Source organism: Micromonospora sp. NPDC005707 (assembly GCF_040631005.1).
GTDB lineage: Bacteria > Actinomycetota > Actinomycetes > Mycobacteriales > Micromonosporaceae > Micromonospora.
In genome coordinates this window covers 391,726-407,352 of record NZ_JBEXYR010000002.1, presented here as the reverse complement: position 1 = coordinate 407,352, position 15,627 = coordinate 391,726, and the positions used below count along the sequence as shown (strand labels likewise).

13 protein-coding genes and 3 tRNA genes are annotated in these 15,627 nt (G+C 69.6%); all 16 read left to right on the top strand.

Features of this window, described 5'->3' with window-relative positions:
• Positions 1-52: 52 nt before the first annotated feature.
• The 16 genes from ABZ452_RS04480 to ABZ452_RS04405 all read left to right on the top strand — a co-directional run bounded on the left by ABZ452_RS04480 (position 53) and on the right by ABZ452_RS04405 (position 15,531).
• Positions 53-125 (top strand) — tRNA-Thr (locus tag ABZ452_RS04480).
• 25 nt (positions 126-150) lie between these two features.
• Positions 151-223: transfer RNA gene (locus ABZ452_RS04475), tRNA-Met, on the top strand.
• Positions 224-354: 131 nt separating this feature from the next.
• Positions 355-522: a 50S ribosomal protein L33 gene (rpmG, locus tag ABZ452_RS04470; RefSeq protein WP_067301359.1), complete on the top strand. Its 168-nt coding sequence runs from the start codon at positions 355-357 to the stop codon at positions 520-522.
• 119 nt (positions 523-641) lie between these two features.
• Positions 642-1,088, top strand: a complete 447-nt coding sequence (locus tag ABZ452_RS04465) for a MaoC family dehydratase N-terminal domain-containing protein (RefSeq protein WP_357938813.1) — start codon at positions 642-644, stop codon at positions 1,086-1,088.
• Positions 1,089-1,091: 3 nt separating this feature from the next.
• The gene (locus tag ABZ452_RS04460; protein WP_357938811.1) at positions 1,092-1,484 is read left to right on the top strand and encodes a MaoC/PaaZ C-terminal domain-containing protein; all 393 of its coding nucleotides are present in this window, start codon (positions 1,092-1,094) and stop codon (positions 1,482-1,484) included.
• 127 nt (positions 1,485-1,611) lie between these two features.
• Positions 1,612-1,684 (top strand) — tRNA-Trp (locus tag ABZ452_RS04455).
• Positions 1,685-1,898: 214 nt separating this feature from the next.
• Positions 1,899-2,291: a preprotein translocase subunit SecE gene (gene secE / locus ABZ452_RS04450; protein ID WP_357938809.1), complete on the top strand. Its 393-nt coding sequence runs from the start codon at positions 1,899-1,901 to the stop codon at positions 2,289-2,291.
• 35 nt (positions 2,292-2,326) lie between these two features.
• Complete coding sequence (nusG, locus tag ABZ452_RS04445; RefSeq protein WP_357938807.1) at positions 2,327-3,049, top strand: transcription termination/antitermination protein NusG; 723 nt, start codon at positions 2,327-2,329, stop codon at positions 3,047-3,049.
• 186 nt (positions 3,050-3,235) lie between these two features.
• Positions 3,236-3,667: a 50S ribosomal protein L11 gene (rplK, locus tag ABZ452_RS04440; RefSeq protein ID WP_091570017.1), complete on the top strand. Its 432-nt coding sequence runs from the start codon at positions 3,236-3,238 to the stop codon at positions 3,665-3,667.
• 85 nt (positions 3,668-3,752) lie between these two features.
• Positions 3,753-4,469: a 50S ribosomal protein L1 gene (gene rplA, locus ABZ452_RS04435; protein WP_357938805.1), complete on the top strand. Its 717-nt coding sequence runs from the start codon at positions 3,753-3,755 to the stop codon at positions 4,467-4,469.
• A 78-nt stretch (positions 4,470-4,547) separates the two neighbouring features.
• A complete protein-coding gene (locus ABZ452_RS04430) occupies positions 4,548-5,573 on the top strand; it encodes an ATP-binding cassette domain-containing protein (protein WP_357938803.1) in 1,026 nt (341 codons plus the stop codon).
• Positions 5,570-6,259, top strand: coding sequence for a hypothetical protein (locus tag ABZ452_RS04425; RefSeq protein WP_357938801.1), 690 nt, complete (start codon positions 5,570-5,572; stop codon positions 6,257-6,259). The genes ABZ452_RS04430 and ABZ452_RS04425 overlap by 4 nt, the downstream gene beginning before the upstream one ends.
• Positions 6,260-6,570: 311 nt before the next feature.
• Positions 6,571-7,116 (top strand): 50S ribosomal protein L10, encoded by a 546-nt coding sequence (gene rplJ / locus ABZ452_RS04420; RefSeq protein WP_091198320.1) that lies wholly within the window; start codon positions 6,571-6,573, stop codon positions 7,114-7,116.
• Positions 7,117-7,170: 54 nt separating this feature from the next.
• Complete coding sequence (gene rplL, locus ABZ452_RS04415; protein ID WP_357938798.1) at positions 7,171-7,557, top strand: 50S ribosomal protein L7/L12; 387 nt, start codon at positions 7,171-7,173, stop codon at positions 7,555-7,557.
• A gap of 573 nt (positions 7,558-8,130) precedes the next feature.
• Positions 8,131-11,562: a DNA-directed RNA polymerase subunit beta gene (locus tag ABZ452_RS04410; protein ID WP_357938796.1), complete on the top strand. Its 3,432-nt coding sequence runs from the start codon at positions 8,131-8,133 to the stop codon at positions 11,560-11,562.
• An 81-nt stretch (positions 11,563-11,643) separates the two neighbouring features.
• The gene (locus ABZ452_RS04405; RefSeq protein WP_357938794.1) at positions 11,644-15,531 is read left to right on the top strand and encodes a DNA-directed RNA polymerase subunit beta'; all 3,888 of its coding nucleotides are present in this window, start codon (positions 11,644-11,646) and stop codon (positions 15,529-15,531) included.
• Positions 15,532-15,627 lie beyond the last annotated feature (96 nt).

Genomic DNA, 15,627 nt, shown 5'->3' with positions numbered 1-15,627 from the left:
CGGGGTCGTGTACTGTTTCCTCTGCGCGACACCCCACGGGGTGATCGGGTAGGCCCCCTTAGCTCAGTCGGCAGAGCGTCTCCATGGTAAGGAGAAGGTCTACGGTTCGATTCCGTAAGGGGGCTCAGAGGGTCCGGCTGGACCCGCCACGGCGGTGTAGCTCAGATGGCAGAGCAAGCGGCTCATAATCGCTGTGTCGCCGGTTCAAGTCCGGCCACCGCTACTCTCGTCCTCCGGGCCCGCCCGGTGGTCGGTGGGATGGGCGCCGTAGGCGCCCACTTTGCATGTCCGCGTATTCAGCGCGTAGTCTGATGCGCCGTAGTTGTTACCCGTGAGCGAGGAAGGCACTCCGCCGTGGCGAAGGCGACCGATGTCCGGCCGAAGATCACTTTGGCGTGTGTGGAGTGCAAGGAGCGCAACTACATCACGCGCAAGAACCGCCGCAACGACCCGGACCGCATCGAGCTGAAGAAGTTCTGCCCCCGGGACGGCAAGCACACCATCCACCGCGAGACCCGCTGACCCGCGGCCGGCCCGGCCGGTCCGCAGACAGCTTCCGAACGCCGATCCGCACGGACGGCGGCTCCCGAGCCGCCCGACCGTACGGATCGGCGTTCGTGCTTTCCGTGTAGGTTCGCGGCATGTCCCTGGACCCGTCCTTCGTCGGCCGGAGCTATCCGCCGACCGCCCCCTACCAGGTGGGCCGAGAAAAGATCCGTGAGTTCGCCGCCGCCATCGGCGCGACCGACCCGGCGCACCACGATCCGGCGGCCGCCCGGGCGCTCGGCCATCCCGACGTGGTGGCCCCGCCGACCTTTCCGGTGATCGTGACCATGGCTGCCAGCCAGCAGATCGTCGAGGACCCGGCGCTGGGCGTCGACTACAGCCGGGTGGTGCACGGCGACCAGCGCTTCGCGTACACCCGGCCGGTGGTGGCCGGGGACGAGCTGGTCTGTGTGAACACCATCGAGGAGGTCACGAACCGGGGCGGGCACGGCTTCCTCACCACCCGCACCGACGTGAGCACCGTCGCCGGCGAGCCGGTGGTCGCCGTCTGGTCCAAGATCGTCGTACGCGGGGAGGCCTGAGAGATGGAACTGCCCACCCAGACGTTCCGGGTGACCCGCGCGGACCTGGTCCGCTACGCGGGCGCCTCGGGCGACTTCAACCCGATCCACTGGAGCGACCGGACGGCCACCAAGGTCGGCCTGCCCGGGGTGATCGCCCACGGCATGTTCACCATGGCCCTGGTCGGGCGGGCGGTGACCACCTGGGCCGGTGCGCCGGACGCGGTGGTCGACTTCAACGTCCGCTTCACCCGTCCGGTGGTCGTGCCGGACACCGACGAGGGCACCGAGGTCGAGGTCGCCGCGGTGGTCAAGGAGGTCACCGAGGACGGCCTGACCAGGCTCGACATCACCGCGACGTGCCTGGGGGAGAAGGTGCTGTCGCAGGCCCGGGCCGTCATCCGGACGCCTCGCTGAGGATCCGTTCGACGCGCGAGGGGTGGACCGGTTGGGAAAGTCGCACGACTACCCGTACACTGGTCCGCCGTGGGGCAAGTGACCCCTGCTCGGCACATCGTGTCCGCGTGGGGGTGAGTTGCCGCACAGGGGTGTAGCTCAATTGGCAGAGCAGCGGTCTCCAAAACCGCAGGCTGCAGGTTCAAGTCCTGTCACCCCTGCGCCTCAGGCCTGACCGTTCCCGTGGGTCGCGCCGCCGCACGGCGGCGCCCGGCCCGTGGTGGTGGCATCGGCGGGGTTGGTTCCGAGGCATTCGGGGCCCTCCCGGTCGGTCCGCCGGCCGCGGCCCGTCGCGGGACGGTTGGTCCGGCCGGCGTGACCACACGCCGCGCACGCCGCCCGGCGTGCGACCCGATATCCCGCACGGAGGGCGAAGTGGCCGAGAGCAAGCGGCGCGGCGAGGACGACGGCGACGAGCGTCTGAACGACGACGCTACTGTCGACGGCGTGGCCGACGACGACGCCACCGACGCGGACGAGCCGGTCTCCCGGGGCGGCACCGCCACCCGCAAGCGGGCCCGCGCCGATTCGACCGAGGGCCGGAAGACCCGGAAGGACTCCGAGCGGATCGGGCTGTTCGCCCGCATCGCGCGGTTCTTCCGCGAGGTCGTGGCCGAACTGCGTAAGGTCATCTGGCCGACCCGCAAGGAGCTGCTGACCTACACGGCCGTGGTGGTCACCTTCGTCGCGGTGATGTTGGCGATCGTGGCCGGCCTGGACTACGGCTTCGCGAAGGCGGTGCTGTGGGTCTTCGGCAACCCCAGCTGACCTGCGGACAGCGATAGTGACGGAAGTGAGCGAGCGTGCCTGAGTACGACGAGACCGCCGAGACCACGGACGAGCAGTCCACGGTCGCGACGGCGGCCAACGATGAGTCGGTCGAGGCCGCCAGCGAGCCGGAGTTCCCGACCACCGAGCCCGCCCCGGACGAGGACTTCGACCCGGTCGCCGAGCTGCGCCAGAAGCTGCGCTACGCCCCCGGCGACTGGTACGTGGTGCACTCCTACGCCGGCTACGAGAACAAGGTCAAGACCAACCTCGAGACCCGGATCACCTCCCTCGACATGGAGGACTTCATCTACCAGGTGGAGGTGCCGACCCGGGAAGAGGTCGAGGTCAAGAACGGCAAGCGGTCGCAGGTCCAGGCGAAGGTCTTCCCGGGCTACATCCTGGTCCGGATGGAGCTGACCGCCGAGTCCTACTCCTGCGTCCGGAACACCCCGGGGGTCACCGGCTTCGTCGGCGCGACCGACCGGGCCGACCGTCCGGCGCCGCTGAGCCTCGACGAGGTGCTCAAGTGGCTGGCCCCGGCGGTCGAGACCGAGCAGAAGAAGGCCAAGCCCGAGGTCAGGGTCCTCGACTTCGAGGTCGGTGACTCGGTCACCGTCACCGACGGCGCCTTCGCCTCGCTGCCGGCGACGATCAGCGAGATCAACGCCGACCAGCAGAAGCTCAAGGTCCTGGTGTCGATCTTCGGCCGGGAGACCCCGGTCGAGCTCAACTTCAACCAGGTCGCCAAGATCTGACGCACGTCCGCACCGGCGGTGGGCCTTCCGGCCGGCCGCCGGTGCGCCTTTTTCGCCGTCCGCCGGACCTCGGCGGGGAGGGTGGCGCAAGGCTGCGCTACCCTAGAACGTCGGCTGTCCGCACCGCGCTGACCGTGCGCGCCCGCGGGCCGGCGAAAATCCCAGTTCCAAGCCCCAGGAAGAGACATGCCTCCGAAGAAGAAGCTCGTCAAGACGTTCACGCTTCAGCTGCCGGCTGGCCAGGCCACCCCGGCGCCGCCGGTCGGCCCCGCGCTCGGCCAGCACGGCGTGAACATCATGGAGTTCTGCAAGTCCTACAACGCGCAGACCGAGTCGCAGCGGGGCGACATCGTCCCCGCCGAGATCAGCGTCTACGAGGACCGCACCTTCACCTTCGTGCTGAAGACCCCGCCCGCCGCCCGGCTGCTGATCAAGGCCGCCGGCGTGCAGAAGGGCTCGGGCGTCCCGCACACCCAGAAGGTCGGCTCGGTGACCCGCGCCCAGCTGCGCGAGATCGCCGAGAAGAAGATGGCGGACCTCAACGCCAACGACATCGACCAGGCTGAGAAGATCATCGCCGGCACCGCCCGGTCGATGGGCCTGACCGTCGCCGACTGACCTCGGTCAACCGCTCCACCCGGATCAGTTCGTGGGAGGGCCGCGCAGGACGCGGGCCCGCCATAGACCACAGGAGTCACGAGAAATGCAGCGCAGCAAGAGCTACCGCAAGGCCGCCGAGGTCATCGACCGGTCGAAGCTCTACTCTCCCGCCGAGGCCGTGAAGCTGGCCAAGGAGACCACCAACGTCAAGTTCGACGCCACGGTCGAGGTCGCCATGCGCCTCGGCGTCGACCCCCGCAAGGCGGACCAGATGGTCCGCGGCACGGTCAACCTGCCGCACGGCACCGGTAAGACCGCCCGCGTGATCGTCTTCGCCGCCGGCGCGAAGGCCGAAGAGGCCGCCGCCGCGGGTGCGGACGAGGTGGGCACCGACGAGCTGGTCGCCCGTATCCAGGGCGGTTGGCTGGACTTCGACGCGGCGATCGCCACCCCGGACCAGATGGCCAAGATCGGCCGGATCGCGCGGATCCTGGGCCCGCGCGGCCTCATGCCGAACCCGAAGACCGGCACGGTGACCATGGACGTCACCAAGGCCGTCTCGGACATCAAGGGCGGTAAGATCACCTTCCGGGTGGACAAGCACTCCAACCTCCACCTGATCATCGGCAAGGCCTCGTTCTCCGAGACCCAGCTGATCGACAACTACGCGGCGGTGCTGGACGAGGTGCTGCGCTCGAAGCCGTCCGCGGCCAAGGGCACGTTCCTGAAGAAGGTCACCCTCACCACCACCATGGGCCCGGGTGTCCCGGTCGACCCGAAGCTGGTGAAGAACCTCAGCGAGGCCCCGACCGAGGCCTGAGCACTGCTGCCCTGACGGGGCCCCGCCACCACCGGTGGCGGGGCCCCGTCCGTCTGTCCGGTGTGGCAGGCTCGGCGCATGCGGCTGGAAGGCGTCTGGCTGCGGTACCACCGGCGGGGCCCGTGGGTGCTGCGGCAGACCGACGTGGCGATCGGCCCCGGCGAGGTGGCGGTGGTGCTCGGGCGCAACGGGGTGGGCAAGTCCACCCTGCTCCAGCTCGCCGCCGGCGTGCTCCGGCCGACCCGGGGCCGGGTGGTCGACCGACCCGCGGCCGTCGGCTGGGTGCCCGAGCGCTTCCCCGCCGACCAGCCCTTCACCGTGGGGGCCTACCTCGCCGCGATGGCCCGCGTGGCCGGCCTCCGGGGCGCGGAGGCCGACGGGGCGGTGCGGCGCTGGGTCGACCGGCTCGGTCTGGCGCGCTTCCACGGGGTGCGGCTGCCCCAGCTGTCCAAGGGCACCGCGCAGAAGGTCGGGCTCGCCCAGGCGCTGCTCCGCCCGCCCGGCCTGCTCGTCCTCGACGAGCCCTGGGAGGGGCTGGACGCCGCCGCCCGTGAGCTGGTGCCCGAGGTGATCGGCGAGGTGCTGGCCGAGGGCGGCGCCGTGCTGGTCAGCGACCACCGCGGCGAGACGGTCCGGCTCCCCGGCGCCCGGCACTGGTCGGTCGCCGACGGCACGGTCACCGAGGCGGCGCCGTCCGGGGCCGCGGCCACCGTCGTGGTGGAGCTGTCGGTCCCGGCCGCCGGGGTCGCGGCCGCCGTCGCCCGGTTGCGCGCCGACGGCCACCACGTCCTCCGGATACGCGACCACGCCGCCCCGCCCTCCACCACGCGACCCGGTTCCGACTCCCCGTCCGCCGCCGCGGACCAGCTGCCCGGCGTGCCCGCTCTCGCTCCGGACGGAGCTGCGGTGCCCGGTGTGCCCGGCCTCCCTCCGGACCCGGCCCCGCTGCCCGGAGCGTCCGGTCTCGCTCCGGACGGAGCTGTGGTGCACGGTGTGCCCGACCCCGGTCCGGACCCGGCCCCGCTGCCCGGCGTGCCCGGTCTCGCTCCCGACGACGCCCCGGTGCCCGGCGTGGCCGGTCCCGCTCCTGAGGTGGCCCGGTGACCGCCCTGGTCCGGCTGCGGCTGGCCGGCTTCCTGCGTACCGGGCGGGCGCTGGCCCCGGTGCTGGCCGGCCTGCTGGCCCTCGGGGTCCTCTACGGCGGCGGCCGGGCCCAGCCGGCGGAGGCCTACGGCGTCTCGGCGGTGGTGCTCTTCCCGGTGCTGGCCTGGCAGACCAAGATCCTGCTCGACGTCGAGCCCGACGTGCAGCGCCGGTTGGCCCGGGTGGTGGTCGGCCCGGCCCGGGAGCGGGCCGCCGGCCTGCTCGCGGCGGCCGCGGCGGGCCTCGGCACGATCGCCGTCGCGCTGGTCTTCCCCTGGCTGGTCGGCGGGGTGACCGGTCCGACCGGGCCGGGGGACCGTCCGCTGGCCGAGGGGCTGGCGCTCGGCCTCTGGGCCCACCTGCTGGCCCTGCCGGCGGCGGTGGCGCTGGGCTCCCTGGCCAGCCGGGCGATCACCCGGAGCGCCGGCTACGGCGTCGTCGTGCTCACCCTCGGCGCGGTGGCCGCGCTGGTCCTCGGGCTCTCCCGCTCGGTGGCGCCCTGGCTGGTGCCGCCGGTGCTGCCCACCGCGCGGGCGCTGGCCGGCCCGCTGGCGGCTTCCACCGGCCTGTTCCTGACGGCCTGGGCGCTGGCCTGGGCGGCCGTGGCGCTCGCCGGCTACGCCTGGGGGCGCCGGAGCCGCGCGTGAGTGACCGGGCGCACTCCGGGGGCGATTTGGCGGTTCGGGACGGGTCGCGTAACCTAGGCGCGTAGTTCCACCCAAAGACCGCTGGTCACCGTGCCCTGGCACGGTCGAAGGTCCCGCGACAACGGGCGACCCGCGCAGGGCGGCAAGCGAAAATCGGTGCAGTGCGTGGTCCGCCGACCGCGTCCCTCGCGCCAGCCCTCGCCCCGTGCGCCCTGCGCCGGGGCTTTTCTCGTTGTCGTGATGCCTCCGCCGCCGTCGCGAGCCCTGCTCGTCGCCGGCGTACCAGCTCCGAGCAACGAGAGAGGAGGGACATGGCGGACAAGCCGATCCGGGCCGACAAGGCCACGGCCGTCGCCGAGCTGACCGAGAGCTTCCGCAACGCGGGAGCGACCGTGCTGACCGAGTACCGCGGGCTCACGGTTTCGCAGCTCACGCAGCTGCGGCGCTCGCTCGGCAAGGAGACCAGCTACACGGTCGCGAAGAACACGCTGGCCAAGCGTGCCGCGACCGAGGCGGGCATCTCCGGCCTCGACGAGCTGTTCACCGGTCCTACCGCGCTGACTTTCGTTTCGGGCGACGTCGTCGAGGCGGCGAAGGGGCTTCGCGAGTTCGCGAAGGCCAACCCGAAGCTCGTCATCAAGGGCGGTGTCTTCGAGGGCAAGGCCATTTCCGCGGCCGAGGTCACGAAGCTCGCCGACCTGGAGTCCCGCGAGGTGCTGCTGGCGAAGCTGGCCGGCGCCATGAAGGGCAACCTGAGCAAGGCCGCGGCCCTGTTCCAGGCTCCGCTCGCCAAGACCGCGCGTCTGGCGGCCGCTCTGCAGGACAAGCGCGAGAAGGAGGGCGCCGAGGCGGCCTGAGGCCACCCGGCGCACCCACGTTCTTAGTTTTCACTTTCAGAAAGGACGCCAGACATGGCGAAGCTCAGCACCGACGAGCTGCTCGACGCGTTCAAGGAGATGACGCTGATCGAGCTCTCCGAGTTCGTGAAGCAGTTCGAGGAGACCTTCGAGGTCACCGCGGCGGCTCCGGTCGCCGTCGCCGCCGCCGGCGGCACCGCGGGCCCGGCCGCCGAGGCCGAGCCGGAGAAGGACGAGTTCGACGTCATCCTCGACGCCGACGGTGGCAAGAAGATCCAGGTCATCAAGGTCGTGCGCGAGCTGACCGGCCTGGGCCTCAAGGAGGCCAAGGACCTGGTCGAGGCCGCTCCGAAGGCCGTCCTGGAGAAGGCCAACAAGGAGACCGCCGAGAAGGCCAAGGCCAAGCTCGAGGGCGAGGGCGCCAAGGTCACCCTCAAGTGACCTTGCGCTTGACCTGACGCGCGTCCGGCTCACGTGAGCCGGGGCACACGGCGTTCGCAGTGGGCGGTGATCCGGGAACGGATCGCCGCCCGCTGTGGTTGGTGCCAACGGTGGCAGCGGCCTGAGCAGGGCGTCCAGGCTGCTCGTACCGGCTTCACAGCAACGCCTGTCGGTAGCCCGTCGGTGGGAAAGACACCCCGAGCGGTAACCGGCCCTTGACGCGACACCCGGCTGACAGGCACGCTGACACCAGCAAGACCTTCCGCGCTTGCAACGGCCACCTCTCGGGTAAGGCAACGGCAGCACCACCGCCGCTGCACCCGAGCGGACCGGCAGGGACATCGCGTTCCGAGCAGCCCGGTTGACCCGGTTTTCCGAGGTCCCGAGGCAAGTTCCGCGATGACCTGCGGGGTGGGCTGGACAGCGGTTAGCCTCTCGGCTACACTGCTAGTTTGCGCTGCCTTCCGACTTGACCCCTGCTCGGAAATGTCCGTTTACGGATAATTCTGGTGGGGTCATTGGAGTGCACGCGTACCAGCCGTTCTGCAGCACCGGTCCTCGGAAGGACGCATCTTGGCAGCTTCCCGCCCTGCGAAGACCAGTCGTACGTCGAGCGCTTTCGCGCCCCGCCGAGTTTCTTTCGGTCGGATTACCGAACACCTCGAGGTCCCCAACCTCCTCGCCATCCAGAACGAGTCCTTCGACTGGCTCGTCGGCAACGAGGCTTGGCAGGGCCGGTCGTCGGACGACCCGCACGCACGCTCGGGTCTCGCGGAGATCCTCGAGGAGATCAGTCCCATTGAGGACTTCTCCGGCACCATGTCGCTCTCCTTCTCGGCTCCGCGCTTCGACGAGGTCAAGGCCTCGATCGAGGAGTGCAAGGAGAAGGACCTGACCTACTGCGCCCCGCTGTTCGTGACCGCGGAGTTCACCAACAACACCACCGGCGAGATCAAGAGCCAGACGGTGTTCATGGGTGACTTCCCGATGATGACGCCGAAGGGCACCTTCATCATCAACGGCACCGAGCGCGTCGTGGTCAGCCAGCTCGTCCGCTCGCCGGGCGTCTACTTCGACAAGCAGCCGGACAAGACCTCCGACCGCGACCTCTCCAGCGTCAAGGTGATCCCGAGCCGGGGTGCCTGGCTGGAGTTCGACATCGACAAGCGCGACACGGTCGGCGTTCGCATCGACCGCAAGCGTCGGCAGGCCGTCACCGTCCTGCTCAAGGCCATCGGGTGGTCCGCGGAGCAGATCCGCGAGAAGTTCGGCTGGTCCGAGCTGATGATGACCACGCTCGAGAAGGACCACATCGCCGGGCAGGACGAGGCGCTGCTCGACATCTACCGGAAGCTCCGCCCTGGCGAGCCGCCGACCCGTGAGAACGCCCAGACCCTGCTCGACAACCTCTTCTTCAACCCGAAGCGGTACGACGTCGCCAAGGTCGGTCGTTACAAGTTCAACAAGAAGCTCGAGCTGGACGTGCCGATCACCACAGGCACGCTGACCGAGGACGACATCGTCGCCACCGTGGAATACCTCTGCCGGCTGCACGCCGGTGAGGACGGCTACGAGGCCGACGACATCGACCACTTCGGCAACCGGCGCCTGCGCACCGTGGGCGAGCTGATCCAGAACCAGGTCCGGGTGGGTCTCTCCCGGATGGAGCGGGTCGTCCGCGAGCGGATGACCACGCAGGACGTCGAGGCGATCACGCCGCAGACCCTGATCAACATCCGCCCGGTGGTGGCGGCGATCAAGGAGTTCTTCGGCACGTCTCAGCTGTCCCAGTTCATGGACCAGACCAACCCGCTGGCGGGCCTGACCCACCGGCGCCGGCTGAGCGCGCTCGGCCCGGGTGGTCTGTCCCGGGAGCGGGCCGGCTTCGAGGTCCGTGACGTGCACCCGTCCCACTACGGCCGGATGTGCCCGATCGAGACGCCGGAAGGCCCGAACATCGGCCTGATCGGCGCGCTCTCCACCTTCGCCCGGGTCAACCCGTTCGGCTTCATCGAGACGCCGTACCGGAAGGTCATCGACGGTCGGGTCACCGACCAGATCGACTACCTGACCGCGGACGAGGAGGACCGGTTCGTCAAGGCGCAGGCCAACGCCCCGCTGAAGTCGGACGGGTCGTTCGCCGAGGACCGTGTCCTGGTCCGCCGTAAGGGTGGCGAGACCGAGGACGTGGCCCCGGGGGCCGTCGACTACATGGACGTGTCGCCGCGGCAGATGACCTCGGTCGCGACCGCGATGATCCCGTTCCTCGAGCACGACGACGCCAACCGCGCGCTCATGGGTGCGAACATGCAGCGCCAGGCGGTGCCGCTGGTCAAGGCCGAGGCGCCGCTGGTCGGCACGGGCATGGAGTACCGCGCGGCCGTGGACGCCGGTGACGTCGTCGTCGCCGAGGTCGGCGGTGTGGTCGAGGACCTCTGCGCGGACTACATCACGGTCCACCAGGACGACGGCCACCGCCGGACCTACCTGCTGCACAAGTTCCGCCGCTCCAACGCCGGCTCCTGCGTCAACCAGAAGCCGGTCGTCTTCGAGGGCGACCGCGTCGAGGCCGGCCAGGTCATCGCCGACGGTCCGTGCACCGACGAGGGCGAGATGGCACTCGGGCGCAACCTGCTGGTGGCGTTCATGTGCTGGGAGGGCCACAACTACGAGGACGCGATCATCCTGTCGCAGCGCCTCGTGCAGCAGGACGTGCTCACCTCGATCCACATCGAGGAGCACGAGGTCGACGCCCGGGACACCAAGCTCGGCCCGGAGGAGATCACCCGCGACATCCCGAATGTCAGCGAGGAGATGCTCGCCGACCTCGACGAGCGCGGCATCATCCGGATCGGTGCCGAGGTCGTCCCCGGCGACATCCTGGTCGGCAAGGTCACCCCGAAGGGCGAGACCGAGCTGACCCCCGAGGAGCGGCTGCTCCGCGCGATCTTCGGTGAGAAGGCGCGCGAGGTCCGGGACACCTCGCTGAAGGTGCCGCACGGCGAGACCGGCACGGTCATCGGTGTGCGTACCTTCTCGCGCGAGGACGGCGACGAGCTGCCCCCGGGCGTGAACGAGCTGGTCCGGGTCTACGTGGCCCAGAAGCGCAAGATCCAGGACGGTGACAAGCTCGCGGGCCGCCACGGCAACAAGGGCGTCATCTCCAAGATCCTGCCGATCGAGGACATGCCGTTCCTGGAGGACGGCACCCCGGTCGACATCGTGCTGAACCCGCTCGGTGTGCCGTCCCGGATGAACATCGGCCAGGTCCTGGAGACCCACCTCGGGTGGGTGGCCAAGACCGGCTGGAGCGTGGACGGCGACGACGAGGAGTGGAAGCGCCAGCTCCGCTCGATCGAGGCGCACGAGTCCGAGCCGGACACCAACGTGGCCACTCCGGTCTTCGACGGTGCCCGCGAGGAGGAGATTTCCGGTCTGCTGTCGTCGACCCTGCCCAACCGGGACGGCAAGCAGCTGATCGGCGCCACCGGCAAGGCGCAGCTGTTCGACGGTCGCTCCGGCGAGCCGCTGCCGGACCCGATCGCGGTCGGCTACGTCTACATCCTCAAGCTCAACCACCTGGTCGACGACAAGATCCACGCCCGGTCGACCGGCCCGTACTCGATGATCACGCAGCAGCCGCTGGGTGGTAAGGCGCAGTTCGGTGGCCAGCGCTTCGGTGAGATGGAGTGCTGGGCCATGCAGGCGTACGGCGCCGCCTACGCCCTGCAGGAGCTGCTGACCATCAAGTCCGACGACGTCCTCGGCCGGGTGAAGGTCTACGAGGCGATCGTCAAGGGCGAGAACATCCCCGAGCCGGGCATCCCGGAGTCGTTCAAGGTGCTGCTCAAGGAGCTGCAGTCGCTGTGCCTCAACGTCGAGGTGCTCTCCAGCGACGGCGTTGCCCTGGAGATGCGTGAGACCGACGACGAGGTGTTCCGGGCCGCGGAGGAGCTGGGCATCGACCTGTCCCGGCGCGAGCCGAGCTCGGTCGAAGAGGTCTGAGGTGAGCGGTCGGGAGCCGGTTCGCCGGCTCCCGACCTCACCCGTTAGCTAAGCAGTACAGACGACGACATAGGGGACATAGTGCTCGACGTCAACTTCTTCGACGAGCTGCGCATCGGTCTCGCCACCGCCGACGACATCCGTCAGTGGTCCCACGGCGAGGTCAAGAAGCCCGAGACCATCAACTACCGCACCCTGAAGCCGGAAAAGGACGGGCTCTTCTGCGAGAAGATCTTCGGTCCGCAGCGGGACTGGGAGTGCTACTGCGGTAAGTACAAGCGGGTTCGCTTCAAGGGCATCATCTGCGAGCGCTGCGGCGTCGAGGTGACCCGCTCCAAGGTCCGCCGGGAGCGGATGGGTCACATCGAGCTGGCCGCTCCGGTGACCCACATCTGGTACTTCAAGGGCGTGCCGAGCCGGCTGGGCTACCTGCTGGACCTCGCCCCGAAGGACCTCGAAAAGATCATCTACTTCGCCTCGTACGTCGTGACGAGCGTGGACGCCGAAGCGCGTCACCGCGACCTCTCGACCATCGAGAACGAGATCCTGGCCGAGAAGCGGCAGGCCGAGAACAGCCGCGACTCGGAGATCGAGAAGCGGGCCGCCAAGCTCGAGGCCGACCTGGCCGAGCTGGAGGCCGAGGGCGCGAAGGCGGATGTCCGGCGCAAGGTCAAGGAGGGCGGAGAGCGCGAGATGCGCCAGATCCGCGACCGGGCCCAGCGCGAGATCGACCGCCTCGACGAGGTCCTCGACACCTTCCGCAAGCTCGAGCCGAAGCAGCTGGTCACCGACGAGCTGCTCTACCGCGAGCTGCGCGACCGCTTCGGTGAGTACTTCACCGGCAGCATGGGCGCCGAGGCCATCAAGGCACTGGTCCAGAACATGGACCTGGAGGCCGAGGCCGAGAACCTGCGCGAGACCATCCGCTCCGGCAAGGGCCAGCGGAAGATCCGGGCGCTCAAGCGGCTCAAGGTCGTGGCGGCGTTCCAGAACACCCGCAACTCGCCGCTCGGCATGGTGCTGGACTGCGTCCCGGTCATCCCGCCGGACCTGCGTCCGATGGTGCAGCTGGACGGTGGCCGCTTCGCGACCTCCGACCTGAACGACCTGTACCGCCGGGTGATCAACCGGAACAACCGCCTCAAGCGGCTGATCGACCTCGGCGCGCCCGAGATCATCGTCAACAACGAGAAGCGGATGCTCCAGGAGGCCGTCGACGCGCTGTTCGACAACGGCCGTCGCGGCCGGCCGGTCACCGGTCCGGGCAACCGCCCGCTGAAGTCGCTCTCCGACATGCTCAAGGGCAAGCAGGGCCGGTTCCGCCAGAACCTGCTCGGCAAGCGCGTCGACTACTCCGGCCGTTCGGTCATCGTGGTCGGCCCGAAGCTCAAGCTGCACCAGTGCGGCCTGCCCAAGCAGATGGCGCTGGAGCTGTTCAAGCCGTTCGTGATGAAGCGGCTCGTGGACCTCAACCACGCGCAGAACATCAAGTCCGCCAAGCGGATGGTCGAGCGGCAGCGGCCGGTCGTGTGGGACGTGCTGGAAGAGGTCATCGGCGAGCACCCGGTCCTGCTGAACCGGGCGCCGACCCTGCACCGCCTGGGCATCCAGGCCTTCGAGCCGCAGCTGGTCGAGGGCAAGGCCATCCAGATCCACCCGCTGGTCTGCACCGCGTTCAACGCCGACTTCGACGGTGACCAGATGGCGGTCCACGTGCCGCTGTCCGCCGAGGCCCAGGCCGAGGCGCGGATCCTGATGCTGTCGTCGAACAACATCCTCAAGCCGGCCGACGGCAAGCCGGTCACCATGCCCACCCAGGACATGGTCATCGGTCTCTACCACCTCACCCACCTCACCCCCGGTGGGCAGGGCGAGGGCCGGGCGTTCAGCTCGGACGCCGAGGCGCGGATGGCGTACGACAACCGTGAGCTGCACCTGCAGACCCCGGTCAAGATCCGTCTGCGCGGCATCGTCGGGGTCGACAACGGCGCCGGCGCCGAGCCGTGGGTCGCGCCCGAGGGCTGGGTCGAGGGCGAGCCGGTGACGGTGGAGACCACGCTGGGCCGGGTCCTGTTCAACGAGACGCTGCCGCAGGGCTACCGCTTCGTGAACTACGAGATCCGCAAGGGCCAGCTCTCCGCGATCGTCAACGACCTCGCCGAGCGCTTCCCGAAGGTGGCCCTGGCGGCCACCCTCGACGGGCTCAAGGAGGCCGGTTTCCACTGGGCCACCTGGTCCGGCGTGACGATCGGCATGGAGGACGTCATCGCGCCGCCGCGCAAGGCGGAGATCCTGGCCCGGTACGAGAAGGAAGCCGACCAGATCGACAAGCAGTACCAGCGTGGTCTGATGACCCCGGAGGAGCGCCGCGGCGAGCTCATCCAGATCTGGACGCGGGCGACCAACGAGGTCGCCAAGGAGATGGACACCGCGCTGCCGCAGGAGAACCCGCTGTGGAAGATGATCAACTCGGGTGCCCGCGGTAACCTGCTCCAGCTCCGGCAGATCGCGGCGATCCGTGGTCTGGTGGCCAACCCGAAGGGTGAGATCATCCCGCGGCCGATCAAGGCCTCCTACCGGGAGGGTCTGTCCGTGCTGGAGTACTTCATCTCCACGCACGGCGCCCGCAAGGGTCTCGCGGACACCGCCCTGCGTACCGCCGACTCGGGTTACCTGACCCGTCGTCTGGTGGACGTGTCGCAGGACGTCATCATCCGCGAGGAGGACTGCGGCACCGACCGCGCCATCCCGATGCAGGTCGGCGAGCGGCTCGACGGCAAGCTGGTCGTGCACGAGCACGCCGAGACCAGCGTGCACGCGCGGACCCTGGCCGACGACATCAAGGGGCCGGACGGCACCGTGGTGGCCCACCGTGGGCAGGACATCAACTCCATCCTGGTCGACGCGATCGTCGCGGCCGGGGTGGAGACGGTGCGGGTGCGCAGCGTGCTCACCTGCGAGTCGAAGCTGGGCGTCTGCGGTGCGTGCTACGGCCGCTCGCTGCCGACCGGCAAGACCGTGGACGTCGGCGAGGCGGTCGGCATCATCGCCGCCCAGTCGATCGGTGAGCCGGGTACGCAGCTGACGATGCGTACCTTCCACACCGGTGGTGTCGCGGGTGAGGACATCACCCAGGGTCTGCCCCGTGTCCAGGAGATCTTCGAGGCCCGGGTCCCGAAGGGTAAGGCGCCCATCGCCGACACCCCGGGTCGGATCCGGATCGAGGACGGCGAGCGGTCCCGCAAGATCGTCGTCATCCCGGACGACGGCAGCGACGAGATCGTCTACGACAAGATCTCGAAGCGGGTCCGACTCCGGGCGCACGACGGCGACCACGTCGAGGTCGGCGAGAAGCTCACCGAGGGCACCATCGACCCGCACGAGCTGCTGCGCATCCTCGGCCCGCGCGCGGTCCAGGTCCACCTGACCCAGGAGGTCCAGGAGGTCTACCGCTCGCAGGGTGTGCTCATCCACGACAAGCACATCGAGATCATCATCCGCCAGATGCTCAAGCGGGTGACGGTCATCGACTCCGGCTCGACCGAGTTCCTGCCGGGCGTGCTGGTCGACCGGGCGCTGTTCGAGTCGGAGAACCGCCGGCTCGTCGGCGAGGGTGGCGAGCCCGCCGCCGGTCGTCCGGTCCTGATGGGTATCACCAAGGCCTCGCTGGCCACGGACTCCTGGCTCTCGGCGGCCTCCTTCCAGGAGACCACCCGGGTGCTGACCGACGCGGCGATCAACTCGCGCAGCGACTCGCTGGTCGGCCTCAAGGAGAACGTGATCATCGGTAAGCTCATCCCGGCCGGTACGGGCATCAGCAAGTACCGCAACGTCCGGGTCGAGCCGACCGAGGAGGCGAAGGCCAAGGTCTACTCGATGACCGGCTACCCGGAGACCGACTACGGCTTCGGGCCGGCCAGCGGCCAGGCCGTGCCGCTGGACGACTTCGACTTCGGGTCGTACCGCTAAGCAGTAGTGACGACGAGGCCCCCGGCATCCGCCGGGGGCCTCGTCGCGTCCACGGGCGGGTCGAGCGGCCGTGGAACCCTCGGGCGGCGCGGCGGG

Excerpts from the sequence above, each read along its gene's own strand:
- rplA (WP_357938805.1), top strand. The coding sequence starts at position 3,753 with ATGCAGCGCAGCAAGAGCTACCGCAAGGCCGCCGAGGTCATCGACCGG.
- rplL (WP_357938798.1), top strand. The coding sequence starts at position 7,171 with ATGGCGAAGCTCAGCACCGACGAGCTGCTCGACGCGTTCAAGGAGATG.
- ABZ452_RS04465 (WP_357938813.1), top strand. The coding sequence starts at position 642 with ATGTCCCTGGACCCGTCCTTCGTCGGCCGGAGCTATCCGCCGACCGCC.
- ABZ452_RS04430 (WP_357938803.1), top strand. The coding sequence starts at position 4,548 with ATGCGGCTGGAAGGCGTCTGGCTGCGGTACCACCGGCGGGGCCCGTGG.
- rplK (WP_091570017.1), top strand. The coding sequence starts at position 3,236 with ATGCCTCCGAAGAAGAAGCTCGTCAAGACGTTCACGCTTCAGCTGCCG.
- rplJ (WP_091198320.1), top strand. The coding sequence starts at position 6,571 with ATGGCGGACAAGCCGATCCGGGCCGACAAGGCCACGGCCGTCGCCGAG.
- ABZ452_RS04460 (WP_357938811.1), top strand. The coding sequence starts at position 1,092 with ATGGAACTGCCCACCCAGACGTTCCGGGTGACCCGCGCGGACCTGGTC.